The sequence below is a fragment of the Gordonia sp. (in: high G+C Gram-positive bacteria) genome (assembly GCF_052106715.1).
Lineage (GTDB): Bacteria > Actinomycetota > Actinomycetes > Mycobacteriales > Mycobacteriaceae > Gordonia.
In genome coordinates, this window is sequence record NZ_JBQEDL010000034.1 from 1 (window position 1) to 18,386 (window position 18,386).

An 18,386-nucleotide genomic window follows, 5' to 3' on the forward strand; every position below is an offset into this window, starting at 1 on the left:
CAGCGCCGATGGTACTGCACCCTAACCAGTGTGGGAGAGTAGGACACCGCCGAACGAAACATCGTAGAGCCCCCAACACATTCGTGTGTTGGGGGCTCTACTGCCATCTAAACACCGCCTTTACCCATGCCGAGGGTGCCTCAACAGCGAGTTTGTCCTCGGGCGGGTGCCCGAATGCTCGGGTAAAGCCGCTAGATTGGAACTCATGAGCAAGCGATACGACGGAGGTGATCCGGTGAACGGATCAGATCCGGTACTACCTGACGATGTGCGGGCATCGGATCTCGATCCTGAGATCCGACGGGACCTGCACGGGTTGGACCGGGCAACTGCGGACCGCGTCGCGCGCCACCTGATCGTCGTTTCCGAGCTGCTGAGTGAAGACCCGGAAGGCGCTCTCGCACACGCCCGCGCCGCTCGAGCACGGGCCGCTCGAGTCGGGGTGGTGCGCGAGACGGCCGGAATCGCCGCGTACAACGCGGGCGAGTGGCAAGAGGCGATCACCGAGCTACGCGCCGCACGACGGATGGCTGGCGGTGACGCGTTGCTGCCGCTGATCGCCGACTGCGAACGCGGACTCGGCAGGCCTGAGCGTGCCGTCGAGATATCGGAGAGCCCCGAAGCGCGGGCGCTGACCGGAGACGACGCGCTCGAGATGTTGATAGTCGGATCAGGCGCGCAGCTCGACCTCGGGCGTCCGGAGCGTGCGGTACAGGCCCTTGAGTCGGGTGATCTGCGTCCCGGTCGAACCGGCGATGACGCGGCACGCCTGTTCTATGCGTATGCGTCGGCGCTCGAATCGGCGGGTCGCCGGTCGGACGCGCTCACCTGGTTCCAGAACGCGGCAGCGGCAGACGTCGACGACCTCACCGACGCTGAGTTCCGTCTCATGGATCTGGGCTCCGACGTCAACGGAGCTGCTGCTCGTTCGGCCGATCTGCACGAGGTGCACACCGATCGCAGTAGCTCACTCGCTGCAGCGTATGACGCAATGTTGTACGACCTCGACGGCACCCTCTATGCGGGGGCGTCCGCACTGCCGTTTTCCGTCGACTCGGTGAACAATGCGACCAGCTCGGTGCTGTTCGTGACGAATAACGCCAGTCGCTCACCGGAGGCCGTCGCCGAACACCTGACCGCGCTCGGCTTCACTGCGTCTGCTGACCAAGTCGTGACGAGTGCGCAGGCGGGCGCGGGTCTCCTCTCCGAACGGGTTCCCGCAGGCAGTCGGGTCCTGGTGGTCGGCGCTGACGCGCTGCGCGATGAGACGGCGTCGGCCGGGTTCGCCGTGGTCGACTCGGCGGATGACGACCCGGCCGCCGTCATCCAGGGTCATTCGCCTGATACTGGGTGGGCGCAACTGTCCGAGGCGGCACTCGCTGTTCGGGCCGGCGCGACCTGGGTCGCGTGCAACGTCGACACGACGCTGCCAAGCGAGCGGGGTCTTCTCGTCGGGAACGGCTCGATGGTGGCGGCGGTCCGATCCGCTACCGGAGCAGAGCCGCTGGTAGCGGGTAAGCCCGCGGCCCCGATCATGCGCGATGCGCTTTCGCGGACAACGGGGAGTCGACCACTCGTCGTCGGCGACCGACTGGACACCGATATCGCCGGCGCTCAGGCCGTCGGACTCGACAGTCTCCTCGTGCTGACCGGTGTGTCAACGGCGCGAGACCTCTTCGCGGCGGACGCGGATAGTCGCCCGACGTACGTCTGCATGGATCTCACCGCGCTAGACGCGGACGGCGATGCCTCTCGTATCGGCCCTCACGACGGCTGGCGGGTTCACGTGATCGACGAACACGTCACGGTCGCGAGCACCGGAGCTGAAGACGCGACGACGTTGATCGCGTCACTCGCCCACGCAGTCTGGACCGCAGACGTCGGTGACCGCGAGTTGAAGATCGCCGCGGAGGACGACGTGGCCGCGGCGGCTCTGACGACGGCAGGTGTCCGTGCCCTGCGTTAGCCTGGACAGGTCATGAATGCACCCAATCCTGCCGAGTTGGCGGCCCACGCCGCGCGAGTGAACGCCGAGCCTGGCGATCCCGCGGATCATCCTGTCACCGCTGAGGTGCGCGAGCTCCTCGATGAGGTGGACCAGATCCGTGCCGTCGTCGGCGACGAGTTCGATCTCGGCTCCGTGTCGCGACAAGCGGAATTGCTCACGCGTGCGCACGACGCATTGGCGCAGGCTCTGGAAGACGTCGGTCGTGGCTGACGTCGAGATCGGCGCGATTGCGAATGCGGGCCGTCACTGATGGCGGCGCGCGCCAGACTCGATGCCGAACTCGTGCGCCGCGGCCTCGCACGGTCGCGAGAGCACGCACGCGAGATGGTCGCCGCAGGCAAAGTGAGAGTGAACGGCACCGTGGCGTCCAAAGCTGCGACCAACGTCGGCAAGGACACGCCAGTTCTGGTGACCGAACCCGTGACCGACGGTTGGGCGTCCCGCGGTGCTCACAAGCTGTTGGGAGCCCTGGAGGAGTTCGAGCCGCTCGGTGTGAGCGTCGCCGGACGCCGCTGCCTGGATGCCGGGGCCTCGACGGGAGGATTCACCGACGTGCTTCTGCGCCGTGGCGCACGCGAGGTCGAGGCCGTCGACGTCGGATACGGACAACTCGTGTGGAAGCTGCAGACCGATGACCGGGTACACGTCCACGATCGAACTAACGTCCGGCACATCGATGCGGAGACGATCGGCGGGGAAGTCGACGTGATCGTCGGAGACCTCTCATTCATCTCGCTACGACTCGTGCTGCCCGCCCTCGCCTCCTGCCTTCGGCTCGGCGGTGATGCGCTCCCGATGGTGAAGCCGCAGTTCGAGGTCGGTAAGGCGCGGGTCGGGACTGGCGGCGTGGTGCGCGATCCGGAACTGCGGGCGGATGTCGTCGTCGACGTCGCCGCCGCAGCGCAGTCACTGGGTCTCGAGACCAAGGCGGTTGTGGCGAGTCCGTTGCCGGGGCCCTCTGGAAACGTCGAGTATTTCCTGTGGCTCCGCAAGACCCGTGCGATGCCGGAACGGGCCGCGGCCGATACCGTGGAGCCGTCCCCGGTCGGCGACGACGTCCGCGCGATGATTGCACAGGCCGTCGCCGACGGGCCGGCATGAGCACGAGGAAGGAAGGGAGACTCCATGACTGAGCGGACCTTCCTGGTGGTGGCCCACACGGGGCGCGACTCGGTGACCCAGACGCTTACCGTCATAGCGCAACGCTGCGCGGCCGCGGACATCGCACTGCGGATCGTCGACCATGACACTCGCCCCTCGGCCGAACCCGTCGACGAGCCAACGCATCCGGTGAACCCAGAACACCTGCGCGCGACCGGCGTGAACGTTGAAGTGACCCGCGCCGACTCGGCGTCGGCCAAGGGATGCGAGTTGGTGATCGTCCTCGGCGGCGACGGCACATTCCTACGCGCCGCCGAGTTGGCGTACCCGGCCTCGGTCCCGCTGATGGGCATCAACCTGGGACACATCGGCTTCCTCGCAGAAGCCGAATCGCACCGCGTGGACGACGTCCTCGACATGTTGATCTCGGGGCGCTACCGCATTGAGGACCGGATGGTGCTCGATGTGACGGTCACCGACCCCGGCGACACCCGACCTCGCGCCCGGACATGGGCGCTCAACGAGGTCGTGATCCAGAACCGGTCGCACAACGGCGTCCTCGAACTCGTCACCGAGGTCGACGGCCGCCCCGTCTCGGCGTTCGGCGCAGACGGGCTGCTCATCGCGACCCCTACCGGATCGACGGCATACGCGTTCTCCGCCGGCGGACCGGTGATGTGGCCCGACCTCGAAGCGATCCTCGTCGTCCCGAGTAATGCACACGCGCTGTTCGCGCGACCCATGGTGACCAGCCCGCGGTCCACGGTGGCTGTCGAGATCCACCGTGACGGGCGCGACGGGGTCGCCGTCAATGACGGTCGACGCATGATCGAGGTCCCGGCGGGCTCGCGCATCGAAGTGTCCCGCGCGCCGGACTCTCTGAGATGGGTCCGGATCAACTCAGAGCCATTCGCCGACCGCCTCGTGACCAAGTTCTCGCTGCCTGTCACGGGTTGGCGGGGGAGGAGCTGACACACGTGCTCGAAGAACTCTCGATCACGAGTCTGGGCGTCGTGGAGTCGGCGTCCGCCGAATTCCACCCGGGTTTCACCGCGCTGACGGGCGAGACCGGTGCCGGTAAGACGATGATCGTGACGAGTCTTCGCCTACTGTCGGGCGGGCGGGCCGATGCCGATCGGGTCCGCAGCGGAGACACGAAAGCATTCGTCGAGGGGAGGTTCCGACTGCCTACCGAACGCGGCGACACGATCACCGAGGTTCTGGAGCAGACCGGGGCCCAAGTCGACGACGACGACACGGTGATCGCGGTTCGAACCGTCAACTCGGACGGCAGGTCCCGCGCGCATCTGGGCGGGCGGAGCGTCCCCGTCGGAACGCTGGGAGCGCTCACCGGCGAACTCCTGGCGATTCACGGCCAGAACGATCAGCTCCGGTTGATCCGAGGTGACCAGCAGCTGGCAGCGCTGGACCGATTCGCAGGTGCGACCACGGCGAAGACCCTCGCGAAGTACCAGCGGGCGCGTGAACGGTTGGTGAGAGTCCTCGACGAACTCGACCGGCTGCGCGCGGACTCGCGCGAACTGGCACAAGAAGCCGACCGTCTGCAGTTCGGGTTGGATGAGATCGATGCGGTGAAACCGCTGTCCGGCGAGGACGTCGACATCATTGAGACCGTCCGTAGGCTGACTGACCTGGAAGACATCCGAACCACGGCTTCTCAGGCGCAGGACATCGTCTCGGGCTCGGACGGACGCTCCGTCGTCGACGCACTCGGGACCGTCCGGTCGCTTGTGGAGACAGCATCCGATCAAGCGCTTCAAGATCTGCGGCCGCGGATCGAAGAAGCACTGGCAGTCGTCGGTGACATCGGCGACGAGCTGACGGGATTCCTCGGCGGGCTGCCCGACGACGCCGCGGACCTCGACTCATTGCTCAATCGGCAGGCCGAGCTCAAATCGTTGACCCGAAAATACGCCGCCGACGTCGACGGCGTCTTGCAATGGCGTGACGATGCCGAACGTCGCCTCGAAGAGATCGCCGATCCACAAGCACGGATCGACGAGCTTGACGCGCAAGCGAACAGTGTCCGTGAGGAAGTGGCCGACCTCGCGTCCACCCTGCACACCCAACGAGCGAAAGCGGCGAAGTCGTTGGCCACCAAGGTGTCCGCAGAACTCGCCGGACTCGCCATGGGCGACAGCGCACTCGCCGTGACCGTGTCGTTGAAGAAGGAGGACGATCCGCGTCTGACGATCGACATCGGGGGTACGACGACTACGGCAGGCGGACACGGAGCCGATCAGGTCGAGTTCGGGCTGGTGGCGCACAAGGGTGCTGCGCCGTTGCCGATCGCCAAGTCGGCATCGGGCGGCGAGCTTTCGCGTGTGATGTTGGCGTTGGAAGTAGTTCTCGCCGAACCTGATTCGGGTTCAGTCATGGTGTTCGACGAAGTCGACGCCGGTGTCGGTGGTGCGGCGGCCGTTCAGATCGGCGCGCGTCTGGCGCGCCTGGCCAGACGGCACCAGGTGATCGTGGTGACTCACTTGCCGCAAGTGGCGGCCTTCGCGGACAACCACCTCGTGATTGGCAAGGACGGCGGCGGGGCCAAAGGGCGTCAGCGGTCGACGCTCACTACGCTCGCCCGCGACGAGCGCGTGTCCGAACTCGCACGGATGCTTGCTGGTCTGGGCGACTCGGAGACCGGCAGAGCGCACGCCGAAGAGTTGCTGGAGACCGCAGAGGCCGCCCGAGACGCAGAGTAGGCCGACCGAGACGAATAGCAACAGTGTTGTTCGTGTGACGAAAGTTGCCAATGTTACGGCGCGCCTCCGTGGCATTCGGCGTGCGGCGGCCCACTATGGCTGTCATGAGGATGCCTGCTTTGCTGACACGCAACACCGAAGAGCTGCCCGGCCTGATCGGGGTCGTCCGTATCGACAAGAACTCCAAACGCCTCCTCCAACGCGTCGGCGAGGGCGAGATCGCCGTTCTCGACGAGGTCGACCTGGATCGGGTCACCGCAGACGCGCTCATCGACGCTGAAGTCGGCGCCGTGATCAACGCCGCGCAGTCGATCACCGGCAGGTATCCGAACCTGGGGCCCGAAGTGCTCGCCGCGTCGAGCATCCCGATTCTCGACGCCGTCGGGCCCGAAGTGTTCTCGCGACTCAAAGACGGCCAGAAGGTTCGCCTGCACGACGGTCGACTCTACGTCGGTGACCGAGTCGTCGCTCGCGGCGAGGAACTCGACGAGCGCATCGTCGCCGATCGGATGCTCGACGCCAAGACCGGCCTCGTCGACCACCTCGAAGCATTCTCAGGCAACTCCATTGAATTCATCCGCAGCGAATCGCCGCTCCTCATCGACGGTGTCGGCATCCCCGACGTGCAGGTCGGACTGGCGGGCCGCCACGTCGTCGTCGTCGCGGAGGGAGTCGGACGCGCGGCTGACCTGAAGGCACTCAAACCGTTCATCAAGGAGTACCGACCCATCATGGTCGGCGTCGGTAGCGGTGCGGACACGTTGATGAAGGCGGGGTATCGCCCGGCGCTGATCGTCGGCGACCCGGAGAGTATCGCGACGGAGACTCTCAAGTCGGGTGCCGAACTGGTACTGCCCGCAGACCCGGACGGTCACGCTCCGGGTCTGGAACGCATCCAGGACCTCGGCGTCGGCGCCACGACATTTCCGGCCGCCGGGTCCGCCGCCGATCTGGCGTTGTTGCTCACCGACTTTCACGGAGCAGACCTGATCGTGACAGCGGGGCTCGGCGGCACCCTCAACGACTTCTTCGATCGTGAACTCCGCGACGAGATCCCGTCGACATTCCTGACTCGGCTCAAGGTCGGACCGAAGTTGGTGGACGCCAAAGCCGTCTCCACGCTGTATCGGAGCCGGGTGAGCGGGGCCGCGATCGCGATGCTGATGCTGGCGGCGCTGATCGCGATCATCGCGGCGATCGTCATCACGCAGGGCGGCAGTGACGTGACCGGTTGGATCACCGACCAGTGGAACGCGCTCGTCGACTGGATCAGTGGGGTGTGGAACCGCGAATGATCACTATGCGTCAACACGCGATCTCGCTGATCGCGGTCTTCCTCGCGCTCGCATTGGGTCTGTTCCTCGGGTCCGGGTTCATCGGTGACCGCGTGAACGCGCTCACCGGGACCGATCGCGACAAGATCGGGAACCTCGAGAACGAACGTGACGACCTCGCAGCCCAGGTCAACTCCAACGACAGCTTCACGTCGGCGATCGCGGGACGGATCACCGCGAACCTATTGAAAGATCAGTCCGTCCTTGTCGTCACCACGCCAGACGCGGCGGAAGCCGACGTGGACGCGCTCAAGACGATGGTCAACGACGCCGACGGAACGTTCGCAGGCCAGATCGGTCTCACTCATGAGCTGCTCGGCGATCAGAGCGCCTCGAAGTTGCGAACCGTGATCGACCAGTCGATCCCGGCGGGTGCCCAGCTGCGCATCGAGTACACCGATTCGGGTTCGCGGCTCGGCGACCTGCTCGGTGTCGCTCTGTTGAACCGTGAAGGTTCCAAGCCGGCGTCGGCGTCCGATCGCGACACCGCACTCCAGGCGTTGCGCGGCGGCGAGTTCATCGACTACCCGGACCGAACGATCAAGCCGGCCGACCTTGTGCTCGTGGTGACCGGCGGCGAGATGTCGCAGGACTCCGGAGCGCAGGGACAACTCGTCGCGCGTCTGGCGGCGACCATGGCGATGCGTGCCCAGGGCGGTGCCCTCGTCGGACGCAGTGGCTCGGCTGAGGGCGGGTCGCCGATCGGCGTCATCCGGTCTGATCCGTCGTTGGGTAATTCGGTGACCACCGTCGATGACGTCGACCTGGAGACGGGGCGGCTGACGACCATGATGGCGCTCGGTGAGGAACTGCACGGAAGGTCGGGTGCCTACGGCACCGGCCCGGGTGCGACAGCGATCACGGTTGGCGCTAAACCTGCCGAGTGACTCGACGCTCTCTTGCCGTAGCGAGAGGGTGTCGGCAGGATTTCGGCGCCAATGCTGTTAGGCTGAAGTCCCGTAGGTCATCAGGTATTCGGCAATCCTGATACACCCCGACGGGAGAATCATTTGCGATCACTGCGTTCCGAGCGCGTCGCCCCCAAGCACATCTTCGTCACCGGCGGAGTCGCGTCGTCCTTAGGCAAGGGGCTGACCGCATCGAGCCTGGGTCAGTTGCTCACCTCACGCGGCATCCGGGTGATCATGCAGAAGGTCGATCCCTATCTGAATGTCGATCCGGGGACCATGAATCCGTTCCAACACGGTGAGGTGTTCGTCACCGAGGACGGCGCCGAGACCGACCTGGACATCGGCCACTACGAGCGTTTCCTGGATCGCAACCTCGCGGGTTCGGCGAACGTCACGACCGGTCAGGTGTACTCGACGGTGATAGCCAAGGAACGGCGCGGCGAGTATCTGGGCGACACCGTCCAGGTGATCCCGCACATCACCGACGAACTCAAGTCGCGGATGCTCGCGATGCACGATGCCGACGCCGACGGCGAGACCCCGGACGTCGTCATCACCGAGATCGGCGGCACCGTCGGCGACATCGAGTCACAGCCGTTCCTCGAGGCGGCGCGTCAGATCCGTCACGACCTCGGCCGGGGCAACGTCTTCTTCCTGCACGTGTCGTTGGTTCCGTATCTCGCGCCGTCGGGTGAGCTCAAGACCAAGCCGACTCAGCACTCAGTCGTGGCGCTCCGCAGTATCGGCATTCAGCCGGACGCGCTGATCCTGCGTTGCGATCGCCCCGTATCGGACGGACTGAAGCGGAAGATCGCGTTGATGTGCGATGTCGACATCGACGGCTGCATCTCAACTCCCGACGCACCGTCGATCTACGACATCCCGAAGGTTCTGCACGCCGAACAACTCGACGCCTATGTGGTCCGCCAACTCGGACTGCCGTTCCGCGACGTCGACTGGACCGTGTGGGGCGACCTTCTGGAGAGAGTCCACAATCCGCGCGAAACGGTGAACGTCGCGCTCGTCGGCAAGTACATCGATCTCCCCGATGCGTATCTGTCGGTGACCGAGGCAATCCGTGCGGGTGGCTTCGCCAATCACGCGCGTACGGAGATCAAGTGGGTGCCATCGGACGACTGCGAGACGGTCGAGGGCGCGAACGCGGCGCTGCGCGACGTCGACGCGGTACTCGTTCCCGGCGGGTTCGGCATCCGCGGTATCGAGGGCAAACTCGGTGCGATCCGCTACGCCCGTGAGAACGGGATCCCGCTGCTCGGACTGTGCCTCGGTCTGCAGTGCGTCGTCATCGAAGCGGCGAGGTCCGCAGGTCTTGAGGACGCCAGTTCGACGGAGTTCGATCCGGAGACGCCGTCACCGGTCATCGCGACGATGGCCGACCAGGAGGCCGCCGTCGCAGGCGAGGCCGACTTGGGCGGAACCATGCGTCTCGGCGCCTATCCGGCGGCCCTGGCCGCGGGTTCCCAGGTCGCGAAGGCCTACGGGGCCACCGAGGTCAGCGAGCGTCACCGCCATCGCTTCGAAGTCAACAACGCCTACCGCGACACCGTCGCGAAGTCGGGCCTGGTGTTCTCGGGCACCTCGCCGGACGGACGGCTCGTCGAATTCGTCGAATACCCGAAGAGCGTGCATCCATTCCTGGTCGCAACTCAGGCGCACCCGGAGCTCAAGAGCCGGCCGACGCGTCCGCACCCGCTCTTCAAGGCGCTCATTGACGCCGCACTTCGGTATAAGCGCGCTACCCGGTTACCCGTCGAACTCGACGGATACGACGCAGGCGACTCCTCCGAGTCGGAAGCCGCGGAGCAGGAGAGCGGCGAGTGATGTCGACGCCGGGATCGCACGAGTTCGAAGTCTCTGCGTCAGAGACCGTGTACTCGGGCGCGATTCTGGCCTTGCGCCTCGACGAAGTCGTGATGCCGGGCGGTAGGTCGGCTCAGCGTGAAGTCGTGGAGCATCACGGCGCTGTGGCGGTGGTCGCCAGGGATGACGACGGACGGATCGCGATGGTCCGGCAGTACCGTCATCCGGTGGGCCGCCGACTCCTGGAACTTCCTGCCGGGCTGCTCGACGGAGGACCCGCAGAGCAGCCGCTGGATGCGGCCAAGCGCGAACTCGCGGAGGAGGCAGATCTGGCTGCCGATCGGTGGTCGGTGCTCGTGGACCTCGTCTCCTCGCCGGGGTTCACCGACGAGTCTGTCCGGGTGTACCTCGCCCAGGGGCTGCACGATCTGCCGACGGCCGACCGTGAACACGAGGAAGCCGATCTGGTGGTCGAGTGGCTTTCGCTTGCGGAGGCCGTCTCCCTCTCGCTGTCCGGCGAGATCGTCAACGCGACGGCTGTCGCAAGCGTGTTGGCGGCGGCAGCGGCAGACTCGACTGCTGCGTCGTTGCGGGGGACCGACGAGTCGTGGACCGACGAGCCGACGGCATTCGCCGCGCGCCCTCGAAGGTGACGGTCTCGAGTGTCGAGCAACTCGTCGACGCGTATATCGACCATCTGACGGTGGAACGCGGGTCGGCGCCGAACACTATCGCGTCGTATCGGCGGGACCTGCTGCGATATCGGGGTTTTCTTGCCGGCCGGGGAGTCACCGATCTGCGCGACGTCGACGAACGCGACGTCCGCGAGTTCCTCGTCGCGCTGCGCCGAGGCGACCCCGACAACGACGTGCCCGCCCTCGCCGACAGTTCGGTCGCACGCACGCTCATCGCAGCGCGCGGCTTCCATAAGTTCGCGGCTGCCGAAGGAGTCGTCGATGACGACGTCGCCCACGCCGTTCGTCCGCCGAAGCCGGCTCAACGCCTTCCGAAGTCGTTGCCGGTGGACGACGTGCTCGCGATCCTTGAGGCGTCGAGCGTGCCCGAGGGCCCGCGTGCACTTCGTGACCGGGCCCTGCTCGAACTGCTGTACTCCTGCGGTGCACGTATCTCTGAGGTCACCGCACTGGACGTCGACGACATCGACGTGGAGCACCGCGCCGTCGTGCTGCGCGGCAAAGGCGGCAAGGAGCGGATCGTCCCGGTCGGACGTCCGGCGTTGAGCGCGCTCGACGCCTACCTGGTGCGCGGTCGTCCGGCGTTGATCAAGAAGGGCAGCGCTGCGTTGTTTCTCAACATCCGTGGCGGACGGCTGTCTCGGCAGAGCGCATGGCAGGTCCTCGTCGACGCTGCCGAGCGCGCGGGAATCGACAAGGACGTCTCGCCGCACACCCTGCGCCACAGTTTCGCGACCCACCTCCTTGACGGCGGGGCCGACGTCCGCGTGGTGCAGGAACTGCTCGGGCACTCCTCGGTGACCACGACGCAGGTGTACACGATGGTTACCGTCAACACGATGCGAGAGGTCTACGCCACCGCACACCCGCGGGCGAGGTAGCCGGTTCGAGCCGCACGGTCTCGCTTGCGGCCCAGGGCAACAGCTTCTGCTCAGGCCCCGGGTCTGCGCACAATCGCACGCCCAGGGCACGTAGGATCGTTCGAGACGGTGATCGGCGAATGCGTGCCGAACATCAACGCACGCTGGAAGGAGCTTCGGACAGGTGGAGCACAAAGCCGGTGCCACGGGGCAGCAGGGCAAGTTGGACGTGCCCGCCGAGAAGCTCGGCCCCACCGGTCGTCCGTACCGAGACGTCCCCGAACCGTTGCCGCGCGCGAAGCACGGGCCCGCCGTGATCATCGCCATGTGCAATCAGAAGGGCGGCGTCGGGAAAACTACGTCGACCATCAATCTCGGCGCCGCGCTCGCTGAAGCCGGTCGACGGGTCCTCCTCGTCGACCTCGATCCGCAGGGTGCGCTGTCGGCCGGGCTCGGCGTCCCGCACCACGATCTGGACCGCACGGTCCACAATCTGCTCGTGGCGCCGTATGCGTCCACGGACGATGTCCTGATGCGCACCCGCGTCGACGGACTCGACATCCTGCCGTCGAACATCGATCTGTCGGCCGCCGAGATCCAACTGGTCAGCGAGGTCGGACGGGAACAGGCGCTCGCCCGCGCGTTGCACCCGGTCGGCGACCGCTATGACTACATCCTCGTGGACTGCCAGCCCTCCCTCGGCCTGCTCACGGTGAACGCACTGGCCTGTGCGGACAACGTCCTCATCCCGATGGAGTGCGAATACTTCAGCCTTCGCGGGCTCGCGCTGCTCACCGACACCATCGACAAGGTGCACGATCGGCTCAACCCGCGCCTGGAACTGGGCGGCATCCTGGTGACCATGTTCGACCAGCGCACGCTGCACTCGCGCGACGTGATGGCGCGGGTGGTCGAAGTGTTCGGCGACGCCGTGTTCGACACGGTCATCAACCGGACCGTCCGATTCCCGGAGACGTCGGTCGCCGGTGAACCGATCACTTCGTGGGCGCCGAAGTCGAGCGGCGCGACCGCCTACCGAGATCTTGCGCGAGAGGTGATCGCGCACAACGAACCTCGCGAATGACCGAACCCGCCGCCGTCTCACCCGACGTCGCCCCGGCCGACATGGAGTTCGCCGGGGACACGGTGGAGGAGACCGTCGCCGGCGGCAGATTCCAAGTGAAGCTGGCCAACTTCACCGGACCCTTCGACCTCCTGTTGAACCTGATCAGTCAACGACGCATGGACGTGACCGAGGTCGCGCTGCATGTGGTGACCGACGATTTCATCGCCTATACCAAGAACCTCGGGCCAGACGCCGACCTCGAACAGACCACCGAGTTCCTCGTCATCGCCGCGACCCTGCTGGATCTCAAAGCGGCCCGACTCCTGCCATCCGGCGAGGTCGAGGACCCAGAAGACCTCGCGCTGCTCGAAGCCCGCGACCTCTTGTTCGCTCGACTGCTGCAGTACCGTGCCTACAAGCAGGTCGCCCTGCTGTTCGCCGAACTCGAAGCCGCAGCCCTGCAACGCTATCCGCGTGCGGTGTCGCTGGACGACCGTTTCACCGACCTCCTCCCAGAAGTACAGATCGGCGTCGACGCCGCGGGGTTCGCCGAGATCGCAGCTGCCGCTGTCGCGCCGAAGCCGGTGCCGACCGTCGGCCTCGACCACTTGCACGGCTCGCCGGTGTCGGTCCCCGAGCAGGCTCGCCGATTATCGGAGCTGCTGGTCGCGGCCGACGGCGAGATGCTGACGTTCTCCGAACTCGTCGCCGAGTGCTCGACCGGTCTGGAAGTCGTGGCCCGGTTTCTCGGTCTGCTCGAGTTGTATCGGGAGCAGGCGGTGCTCTTCGACCAACCCGAAGCGCTCGGTGAGTTGAAAGTCGGTTGGACCGGCGATCGTGACACCGACGACATCGACATCGACAACACCGAGGATTACCGATGACAGCGGGGGAGAACGAGATGACCGAGCCCGAGCCCGGACTGACGGACGCAATGGACCCCGACGACACAGTGGAAGTCCTCGACGACGCCACCCTGCGCGCGGCGTTGGAAGCCGTGCTGTTGGTGGTCGACACCCCGGTGACGGTGGACGAACTCGCCAGCGCGGTCGACGACGAACCCGACCGGGTCGACACGACGATCAGGGCGATGAGCGCCGAACTGACTGCGGCACGCAGCGGCATCGATCTGCGGTACGCAGGCGACGGTTGGCGCTTCTACACGCGCACGGATTACGCCCCCTACGTGGAACGACTCCTCCTCGACGGCACCCGGAGCAAACTGACCCGCGCCGCGCTGGAGACGCTCGCCGTGGTCGCCTATCGACAGCCGGTGACCCGAGCCCGCGTGAGCGCGATCCGCGGCGTCAACGTCGACGGCGTGGTCCGGACCCTCGTCGCTCGCGGCCTCCTCACCGAGGTCGGGAACGACCCGCAGACCAACGGCACTCTGTACGCGACCAGCGAGCTGTTCCTCGAACGCCTCGGGCTCGCGTCGCTGTCCGAACTCCCCGACATCGCGCCGCTACTACCCGACGTTGACGTCATCGACGACCTCGGCGACGAACTCCTCGACGATCCACGATTCGCCAAACTGGGTGCTCAGGCGGCACAATCGAGTGTTGACGCGTCTGCGGAGGCTCTCGCGCAGGCCGACGAACAATAACCGGCGCATGATCGCACAACACCACAACTCAAGGATTTCGCATGGCATCCGCTAGCCGAGACGGCAGACCGGGACGAGACGACAACGGACGAGGCGGGCGCAAGCCCACAGGTAAGGGCGCAGGCAAGCCCAAGAGCCCTGGTAAACCCGGGAGCCCTGGTAAACCCAAGGGTTCGGGTAAGCCTGCCCGCGCAGGAACGAAGCGAGGAGCCCCGGCTCAAAGCCAGGGGACTCGCAAGCCGCACCGCAAGGGATCGCGTCCGAGCGTCGAGAAGGGCCAGGCCCGGCTCAACAATTCGCGCCCGGCCCGCCACCAGGTGCCAGTCGTCGAGGGCGATGGTGCGACGTATGTTTCGGACGGCGTGCGCCTGCAGAAAGTGCTGGCCGCGGCGGGCGTCGCGTCGCGGCGCGGAGCCGAGGAACTGATCGCTGCGGGCCGCGTCGAGGTCGACGGCGAGATCGTCGTCGAGCAGGGCCTGCGCATCGATCCGAACACTACGATCATCAAGGTCGACGGCGCGCGCGTGGTCGTCGACGAGACGAAGCAGTACATTGCACTGAACAAGCCAAAGGGTTGGCAGTCGACGATGAGCGACGACTACGGCCGACCATGCATCGGAGACCTCGTCGCCGAGCGCGTCATGGCCGGTCAGCGGCTGTTCCACGTCGGTCGACTCGACGCCGACACCGAGGGTCTGATTCTGCTCACCAACGACGGTGAACTCGCGCACCGCCTGATGCATCCGTCGTTCGAGGTTCCCAAGACATACCTGGCGACGGTGCGCGGCGAAGTGGGCCGTGGTCTTGGCCGTCGGCTTCGCGAGGGTGTCGAACTCGACGACGGCCCGGTATCGGTCGACTCGTATGCGCAGTTGGAGCTTCACCAGGGCGAGTCGCTGGTACGGCTCACGTTGCACGAGGGCCGCAAGCATGTGGTGCGTCGCATGATGGAGACGGTTGGACACCCGGTGATCCGATTGGTTCGCACCGATATCGGTGCCGTCCACCTCGGCATGCAGCGCCCCGGAAGCTTGCGCGCACTCGACGGCAAGGAGATCGGCGCCCTCTACAAGGCGGTGGGAATGTGAGTGTCGAATCGGCCGGGTCGGCTGCGACGCCGGTCGTCGCCATCGACGGTCCGGCAGGCACGGGAAAGTCGAGTGTGGCTCGACTCCTCGCCGACCGTGTCGGCGCCCGCTATCTCGACACCGGTGCGATGTATCGGGCGGCGACGCTCGCCGTGCTTCGTGCGGGCGTTGCAACTGACTCCGCCGAGGTCGCCACGGTCGTGGCCGGATCGGACATCCGATTGTCTGTCGACGAGGACGGCGCGACGGTCGTCACCCTGGACGGCGACGATGTGTCCGAGCAGATTCGCACCGACGAGGTGACCGGTTCGGTGTCCGCGGTCTCGGCAGACGCTGACGTGCGTGAGCGCCTGGTAGAACTGCAGCGGGCGCACGCCGATCGAACTCTTCTCGTGGTGGAGGGCCGTGACATCGGGACCGTCGTGTTTCCCGCTGCGGCAGTCAAGATCTTCCTGACGGCGACCCCGCAAGCGCGCGCCGAACGTCGTCACCGACAGAACGTCGCCGCGGGCAGGGAGAGCATCCTCGACGAGGTGCTCGACAGCGTGAATCTCCGCGACCATCTGGACTCGACGAGAGAGGCGTCGCCGCTGCGTCCGGCAGACGACGCCGTCCGCGTCGACACCAGCGACATGACATTGGATCAGGTTCTCGACACTCTCACCGAGTTGGTCGAGACACGGATCGGAGGACACCCGTGACCGAAGAATTCTCAGACGACATCGGGTTCGGCGACGCCGACCTCACAGCAGACGATGGGACCTGGAGTAGCGAAGACGACTTCGATCTCGGGGACTTTCTGACCGACGAGGAGATCGGGGAGGCCCCGGCGCTACCGGTCGTCGCGGTGGTCGGACGGCCCAACGTGGGTAAGTCGACCCTCGTCAACCGTATCCTCGGGCGCCGCGAGGCCGTCGTCGAGGATGTTCCCGGCGTGACGCGTGACCGTGTCTCCTACAAGGCCGAGTGGACCGGACACCCATTCATGGTCACCGATACCGGCGGCTGGGAGCCGGATGCCAAAGGAATGGGCAAATCGATCGCAGTTCAGGCCGAACTCGCGATGCGGTCGGCGGACCTGATCGTCCTGGTCGTCGATGCCACCGTCGGTGCGACCTCTGCCGACGAAGCTGTGTCTCGGATCCTGCGTCGTGCCTCGGTTCCGGTCCTGCTGGCAGCCAACAAGGTCGACAGCGAGCGGGCCGAGGCCGATGCCGCAGTCCTGTGGTCGTTGGGACTGGGGGAGCCGTACACGGTCTCGGCGGCGCACGGACGTGGCACCGCGGACCTGCTCGATCTCGTCGTCGAGAAGCTTCCGGAAAAGCCGCGTGAGCGCTTCCTCCCCGGTGGGCCGCGTCGTGTGGCACTGGTCGGCAAGCCGAACGTCGGCAAGAGCTCGCTTCTGAACAAGCTTGCGGGCGAAGAGCGTTCGGTCGTCGACAATGTCGCGGGCACTACCGTCGACCCGGTCGACGAGCTGATCGAGCTCGGCGGCAAGCCGTGGCAGTTCGTCGACACAGCCGGACTGCGCCGCAAGGTCCGCACCGCCAGCGGCCACGAGTACTACGCGTCGCTGCGCACGCGCGCAGCGTTGGAAGCGGCCGAGGTCGCGCTACTGCTGATCGATGCGAGCGAACCGATCACCGAGCAGGATCTGCGGGTGCTGTCGATGATCGTGGACTCCGGTCGTGCGCTCGTGATCGTGTTCAACAAGTGGGATCTCGTGGACGAGGACCGTCGTGAGGTACTCGACAAGGAGATCGACCGTGAACTCGCGCGGGTGCCGTGGGCGCGGCGTGTCAATATCTCGGCGCAGACAGGTCGTAGTGTCCAGAAACTGGTGCCTGCGCTCGAGGGCGCCCTCGAGTCGTGGGATCGCCGCGTCTCGACCGGGCCGTTGAACTCGTGGCTCAAAGAGATCATCGCCGCCACTCCGCCGCCGGTGCGCGGTGGTCGTCAGCCGCGCATCAAGTTCGCGACGCAGGCCGCTACTCGGCCGCCGACGTTCGTTCTGTTCACGACGGGCTTCCTGGAGGCGGGTTACCGACGTTTCGTGGAGCGCAAGCTGCGCGAGAGCTTCGGCTTCGACGGCTCGCCGGTTCGCGTCAACGTCCGCGTGCGGGACAAGCGGGAGTTGCGCAAGAAGTAGTCGGTTCGGCAACTGCTGGTCGAGCGAGACCGTGATGCTGGTCGAGCGAGACAGTGATGCTGGTCGAGCGGAGTCGAGACCGGATCTCGACTCCGCTCGATCAGCAGCGCCGCTCGATCAGCAGCGCCGCTCGATCAGCAGAGGTCGCGGAAAACCATCTACGACCACCCGATTCGTCTCCGCGGACCATCGTCGGATAAGGTAAATCTCGCTTCGCCAGTCGAAGCGAACGGGCTGTGGCGCAGCTTGGTAGCGCACTTCACTGGGGGTGAAGGGGTCGCAGGTTCAAATCCTGTCAGCCCGACCGTTCAAAAGCAGAAGGAGCGGTTTCCGAGAGACTCGGGAACCGCTCCTTCTTCGTTGGTCGGCTGCGTGTCAGACAGTCACTTCTCGGACCGTCTCGGCAGGACCCAGTCGGCGCGCGGGAAGTGGCACGTGTAGCCGTTCGGGTAGTTGATCAGGTAGTCCTGATGCTCGGGTTCGGCCTCCCAGAACGCGCCCGCATCCTCGATTGTCGTGACGACCTCGCCCGGCCACAGCCCCGACTCGTCTACGTCGGCGATCGTGTCGCGTGCGACCTCCTCCTGTTCGTGGGTGAGGGGGAAGATCGCCGACCGGTAGCTGGTCCCGGTGTCGTTACCCTGACGGTTCGCTGTCGTCGGGTCGTGGATCTGGAAGAAGAACGCGAGGATGTCGCGGTACGTCGTCTGCGTTGGATCGAAGACGATCTCCACGGCCTCGGCGTGTCCGGGATGGTTTCGATAGGTGGCGAAGTCGTTGTCGCCGCCGGTGTATCCGACGCGCGTCGCGAGGACTCCGCGTTCGCGGCGGATGAGATCCTCCATCCCCCAGAAGCATCCGCCTGCAAGGACCGCAGTCTCGGTCCCGGGTTCCTGGGTGACCTTGCCGTCGATTCCACTCGTCATCGTGGAACTCCTCTCGTGTCGATAGGGGCCTCACGAGGTATAACGCGTCCATGGCCTGATTTGGTCCCGATGGTTACAAGTGACACGGCTCGCAGGTG

Annotated in this window: 17 protein-coding genes and 1 tRNA gene; 17 read left to right on the forward strand and 1 reads right to left on the reverse strand. The window is 66.0% G+C overall.

Translation table 11 applies throughout. From position 1 onward, the window contains the following. Positions 1-205 precede the first annotated feature (205 nt). The 17 genes from ACTIMF_RS15340 (at position 206) to ACTIMF_RS15420 (ending at position 17,666) form a co-directional block, all read left to right on the forward strand. The gene (locus ACTIMF_RS15340) at positions 206-1,966 is read left to right on the forward strand and encodes an HAD-IIA family hydrolase (RefSeq protein WP_442351154.1); all 1,761 of its coding nucleotides are present in this window, start codon (positions 206-208) and stop codon (positions 1,964-1,966) included. A gap of 12 nt (positions 1,967-1,978) precedes the next feature. Then, on the forward strand, positions 1,979-2,218 hold the full coding sequence (locus ACTIMF_RS15345) for a hypothetical protein (protein ID WP_442351155.1): 240 nt from the start codon (positions 1,979-1,981) through the stop codon (positions 2,216-2,218). 39 nt (positions 2,219-2,257) lie between these two features. Continuing rightward, positions 2,258-3,109, forward strand: a complete 852-nt coding sequence (locus ACTIMF_RS15350) for a TlyA family RNA methyltransferase (protein WP_442351156.1) — start codon at positions 2,258-2,260, stop codon at positions 3,107-3,109. 24 nt (positions 3,110-3,133) lie between these two features. Then, positions 3,134-4,081 (forward strand): NAD kinase, encoded by a 948-nt coding sequence (locus tag ACTIMF_RS15355; protein ID WP_442351157.1) that lies wholly within the window; start codon positions 3,134-3,136, stop codon positions 4,079-4,081. A 5-nt stretch (positions 4,082-4,086) separates the two neighbouring features. Continuing rightward, positions 4,087-5,832 (forward strand): DNA repair protein RecN, encoded by a 1,746-nt coding sequence (recN, locus tag ACTIMF_RS15360; RefSeq protein ID WP_442351158.1) that lies wholly within the window; start codon positions 4,087-4,089, stop codon positions 5,830-5,832. 110 nt (positions 5,833-5,942) lie between these two features. After that, positions 5,943-7,127: a putative cytokinetic ring protein SteA gene (gene steA / locus ACTIMF_RS15365; protein WP_442351180.1), complete on the forward strand. Its 1,185-nt coding sequence runs from the start codon at positions 5,943-5,945 to the stop codon at positions 7,125-7,127. Beyond that, a complete protein-coding gene (locus tag ACTIMF_RS15370; RefSeq protein ID WP_442351159.1) occupies positions 7,124-8,053 on the forward strand; it encodes a copper transporter in 930 nt (309 codons plus the stop codon). The genes steA and ACTIMF_RS15370 overlap by 4 nt, the downstream gene beginning before the upstream one ends. Before the next feature lie 123 nt (positions 8,054-8,176). After that, positions 8,177-9,919: a CTP synthase gene (locus ACTIMF_RS15375; RefSeq protein ID WP_442351160.1), complete on the forward strand. Its 1,743-nt coding sequence runs from the start codon at positions 8,177-8,179 to the stop codon at positions 9,917-9,919. Beyond that, positions 9,919-10,551, forward strand: coding sequence for an NUDIX domain-containing protein (locus tag ACTIMF_RS15380; protein WP_442351161.1), 633 nt, complete (start codon positions 9,919-9,921; stop codon positions 10,549-10,551). The genes ACTIMF_RS15375 and ACTIMF_RS15380 overlap by 1 nt, the downstream gene beginning before the upstream one ends. Next, positions 10,548-11,474 (forward strand): site-specific tyrosine recombinase XerD, encoded by a 927-nt coding sequence (gene xerD / locus ACTIMF_RS15385; protein WP_442351181.1) that lies wholly within the window; start codon positions 10,548-10,550, stop codon positions 11,472-11,474. The genes ACTIMF_RS15380 and xerD overlap by 4 nt, the downstream gene beginning before the upstream one ends. A gap of 163 nt (positions 11,475-11,637) precedes the next feature. Next, on the forward strand, positions 11,638-12,537 hold the full coding sequence (locus ACTIMF_RS15390) for a ParA family protein (RefSeq protein ID WP_442351162.1): 900 nt from the start codon (positions 11,638-11,640) through the stop codon (positions 12,535-12,537). A gap of 41 nt (positions 12,538-12,578) precedes the next feature. Then, positions 12,579-13,403, forward strand: a complete 825-nt coding sequence (locus tag ACTIMF_RS15395) for a segregation and condensation protein A (RefSeq protein ID WP_442351182.1) — start codon at positions 12,579-12,581, stop codon at positions 13,401-13,403. A 17-nt stretch (positions 13,404-13,420) separates the two neighbouring features. Continuing rightward, positions 13,421-14,125, forward strand: coding sequence for an SMC-Scp complex subunit ScpB (gene scpB / locus ACTIMF_RS15400; protein ID WP_442351163.1), 705 nt, complete (start codon positions 13,421-13,423; stop codon positions 14,123-14,125). Positions 14,126-14,166: 41 nt separating this feature from the next. Beyond that, positions 14,167-15,213, forward strand: coding sequence for a pseudouridine synthase (locus tag ACTIMF_RS15405; RefSeq protein ID WP_442351164.1), 1,047 nt, complete (start codon positions 14,167-14,169; stop codon positions 15,211-15,213). Further along, a complete protein-coding gene (gene cmk / locus ACTIMF_RS15410; RefSeq protein ID WP_442351165.1) occupies positions 15,210-15,914 on the forward strand; it encodes a (d)CMP kinase in 705 nt (234 codons plus the stop codon). The genes ACTIMF_RS15405 and cmk overlap by 4 nt, the downstream gene beginning before the upstream one ends. Next, positions 15,911-17,362, forward strand: a complete 1,452-nt coding sequence (gene der, locus ACTIMF_RS15415; RefSeq protein WP_442351166.1) for a ribosome biogenesis GTPase Der — start codon at positions 15,911-15,913, stop codon at positions 17,360-17,362. The genes cmk and der overlap by 4 nt, the downstream gene beginning before the upstream one ends. A 230-nt stretch (positions 17,363-17,592) precedes the next feature. Further along, a tRNA-Pro gene (locus ACTIMF_RS15420) sits at positions 17,593-17,666 on the forward strand. A 79-nt stretch (positions 17,667-17,745) separates the two neighbouring features. Here ACTIMF_RS15420 and msrA read toward each other — a convergent pair. After that, positions 17,746-18,288: a peptide-methionine (S)-S-oxide reductase MsrA gene (gene msrA / locus ACTIMF_RS15425; RefSeq protein WP_442351167.1), complete on the reverse strand. Its 543-nt coding sequence runs from the start codon at positions 18,286-18,288 to the stop codon at positions 17,746-17,748. Positions 18,289-18,386 lie beyond the last annotated feature (98 nt).

Coding starts and splice junctions, on each gene's coding strand:
- ACTIMF_RS15380 (WP_442351161.1), top strand. CDS start 9,919: ATGTCGACGCCGGGATCGCACGAGTTCGAAGTCTCTGCGTCAGAGACC.
- ACTIMF_RS15355 (WP_442351157.1), top strand. CDS start 3,134: ATGACTGAGCGGACCTTCCTGGTGGTGGCCCACACGGGGCGCGACTCG.
- scpB (WP_442351163.1), top strand. CDS start 13,421: ATGACCGAGCCCGAGCCCGGACTGACGGACGCAATGGACCCCGACGAC.
- ACTIMF_RS15340 (WP_442351154.1), top strand. CDS start 206: ATGAGCAAGCGATACGACGGAGGTGATCCGGTGAACGGATCAGATCCG.
- ACTIMF_RS15405 (WP_442351164.1), top strand. CDS start 14,167: ATGGCATCCGCTAGCCGAGACGGCAGACCGGGACGAGACGACAACGGA.
- ACTIMF_RS15370 (WP_442351159.1), top strand. CDS start 7,124: ATGATCACTATGCGTCAACACGCGATCTCGCTGATCGCGGTCTTCCTC.
- msrA (WP_442351167.1), bottom strand. CDS start 18,288: ATGACGAGTGGAATCGACGGCAAGGTCACCCAGGAACCCGGGACCGAG.
- steA (WP_442351180.1), top strand. CDS start 5,943: ATGCCTGCTTTGCTGACACGCAACACCGAAGAGCTGCCCGGCCTGATC.
- ACTIMF_RS15350 (WP_442351156.1), top strand. CDS start 2,258: ATGGCGGCGCGCGCCAGACTCGATGCCGAACTCGTGCGCCGCGGCCTC.
- ACTIMF_RS15345 (WP_442351155.1), top strand. CDS start 1,979: ATGAATGCACCCAATCCTGCCGAGTTGGCGGCCCACGCCGCGCGAGTG.
- ACTIMF_RS15395 (WP_442351182.1), top strand. CDS start 12,579: ATGGAGTTCGCCGGGGACACGGTGGAGGAGACCGTCGCCGGCGGCAGA.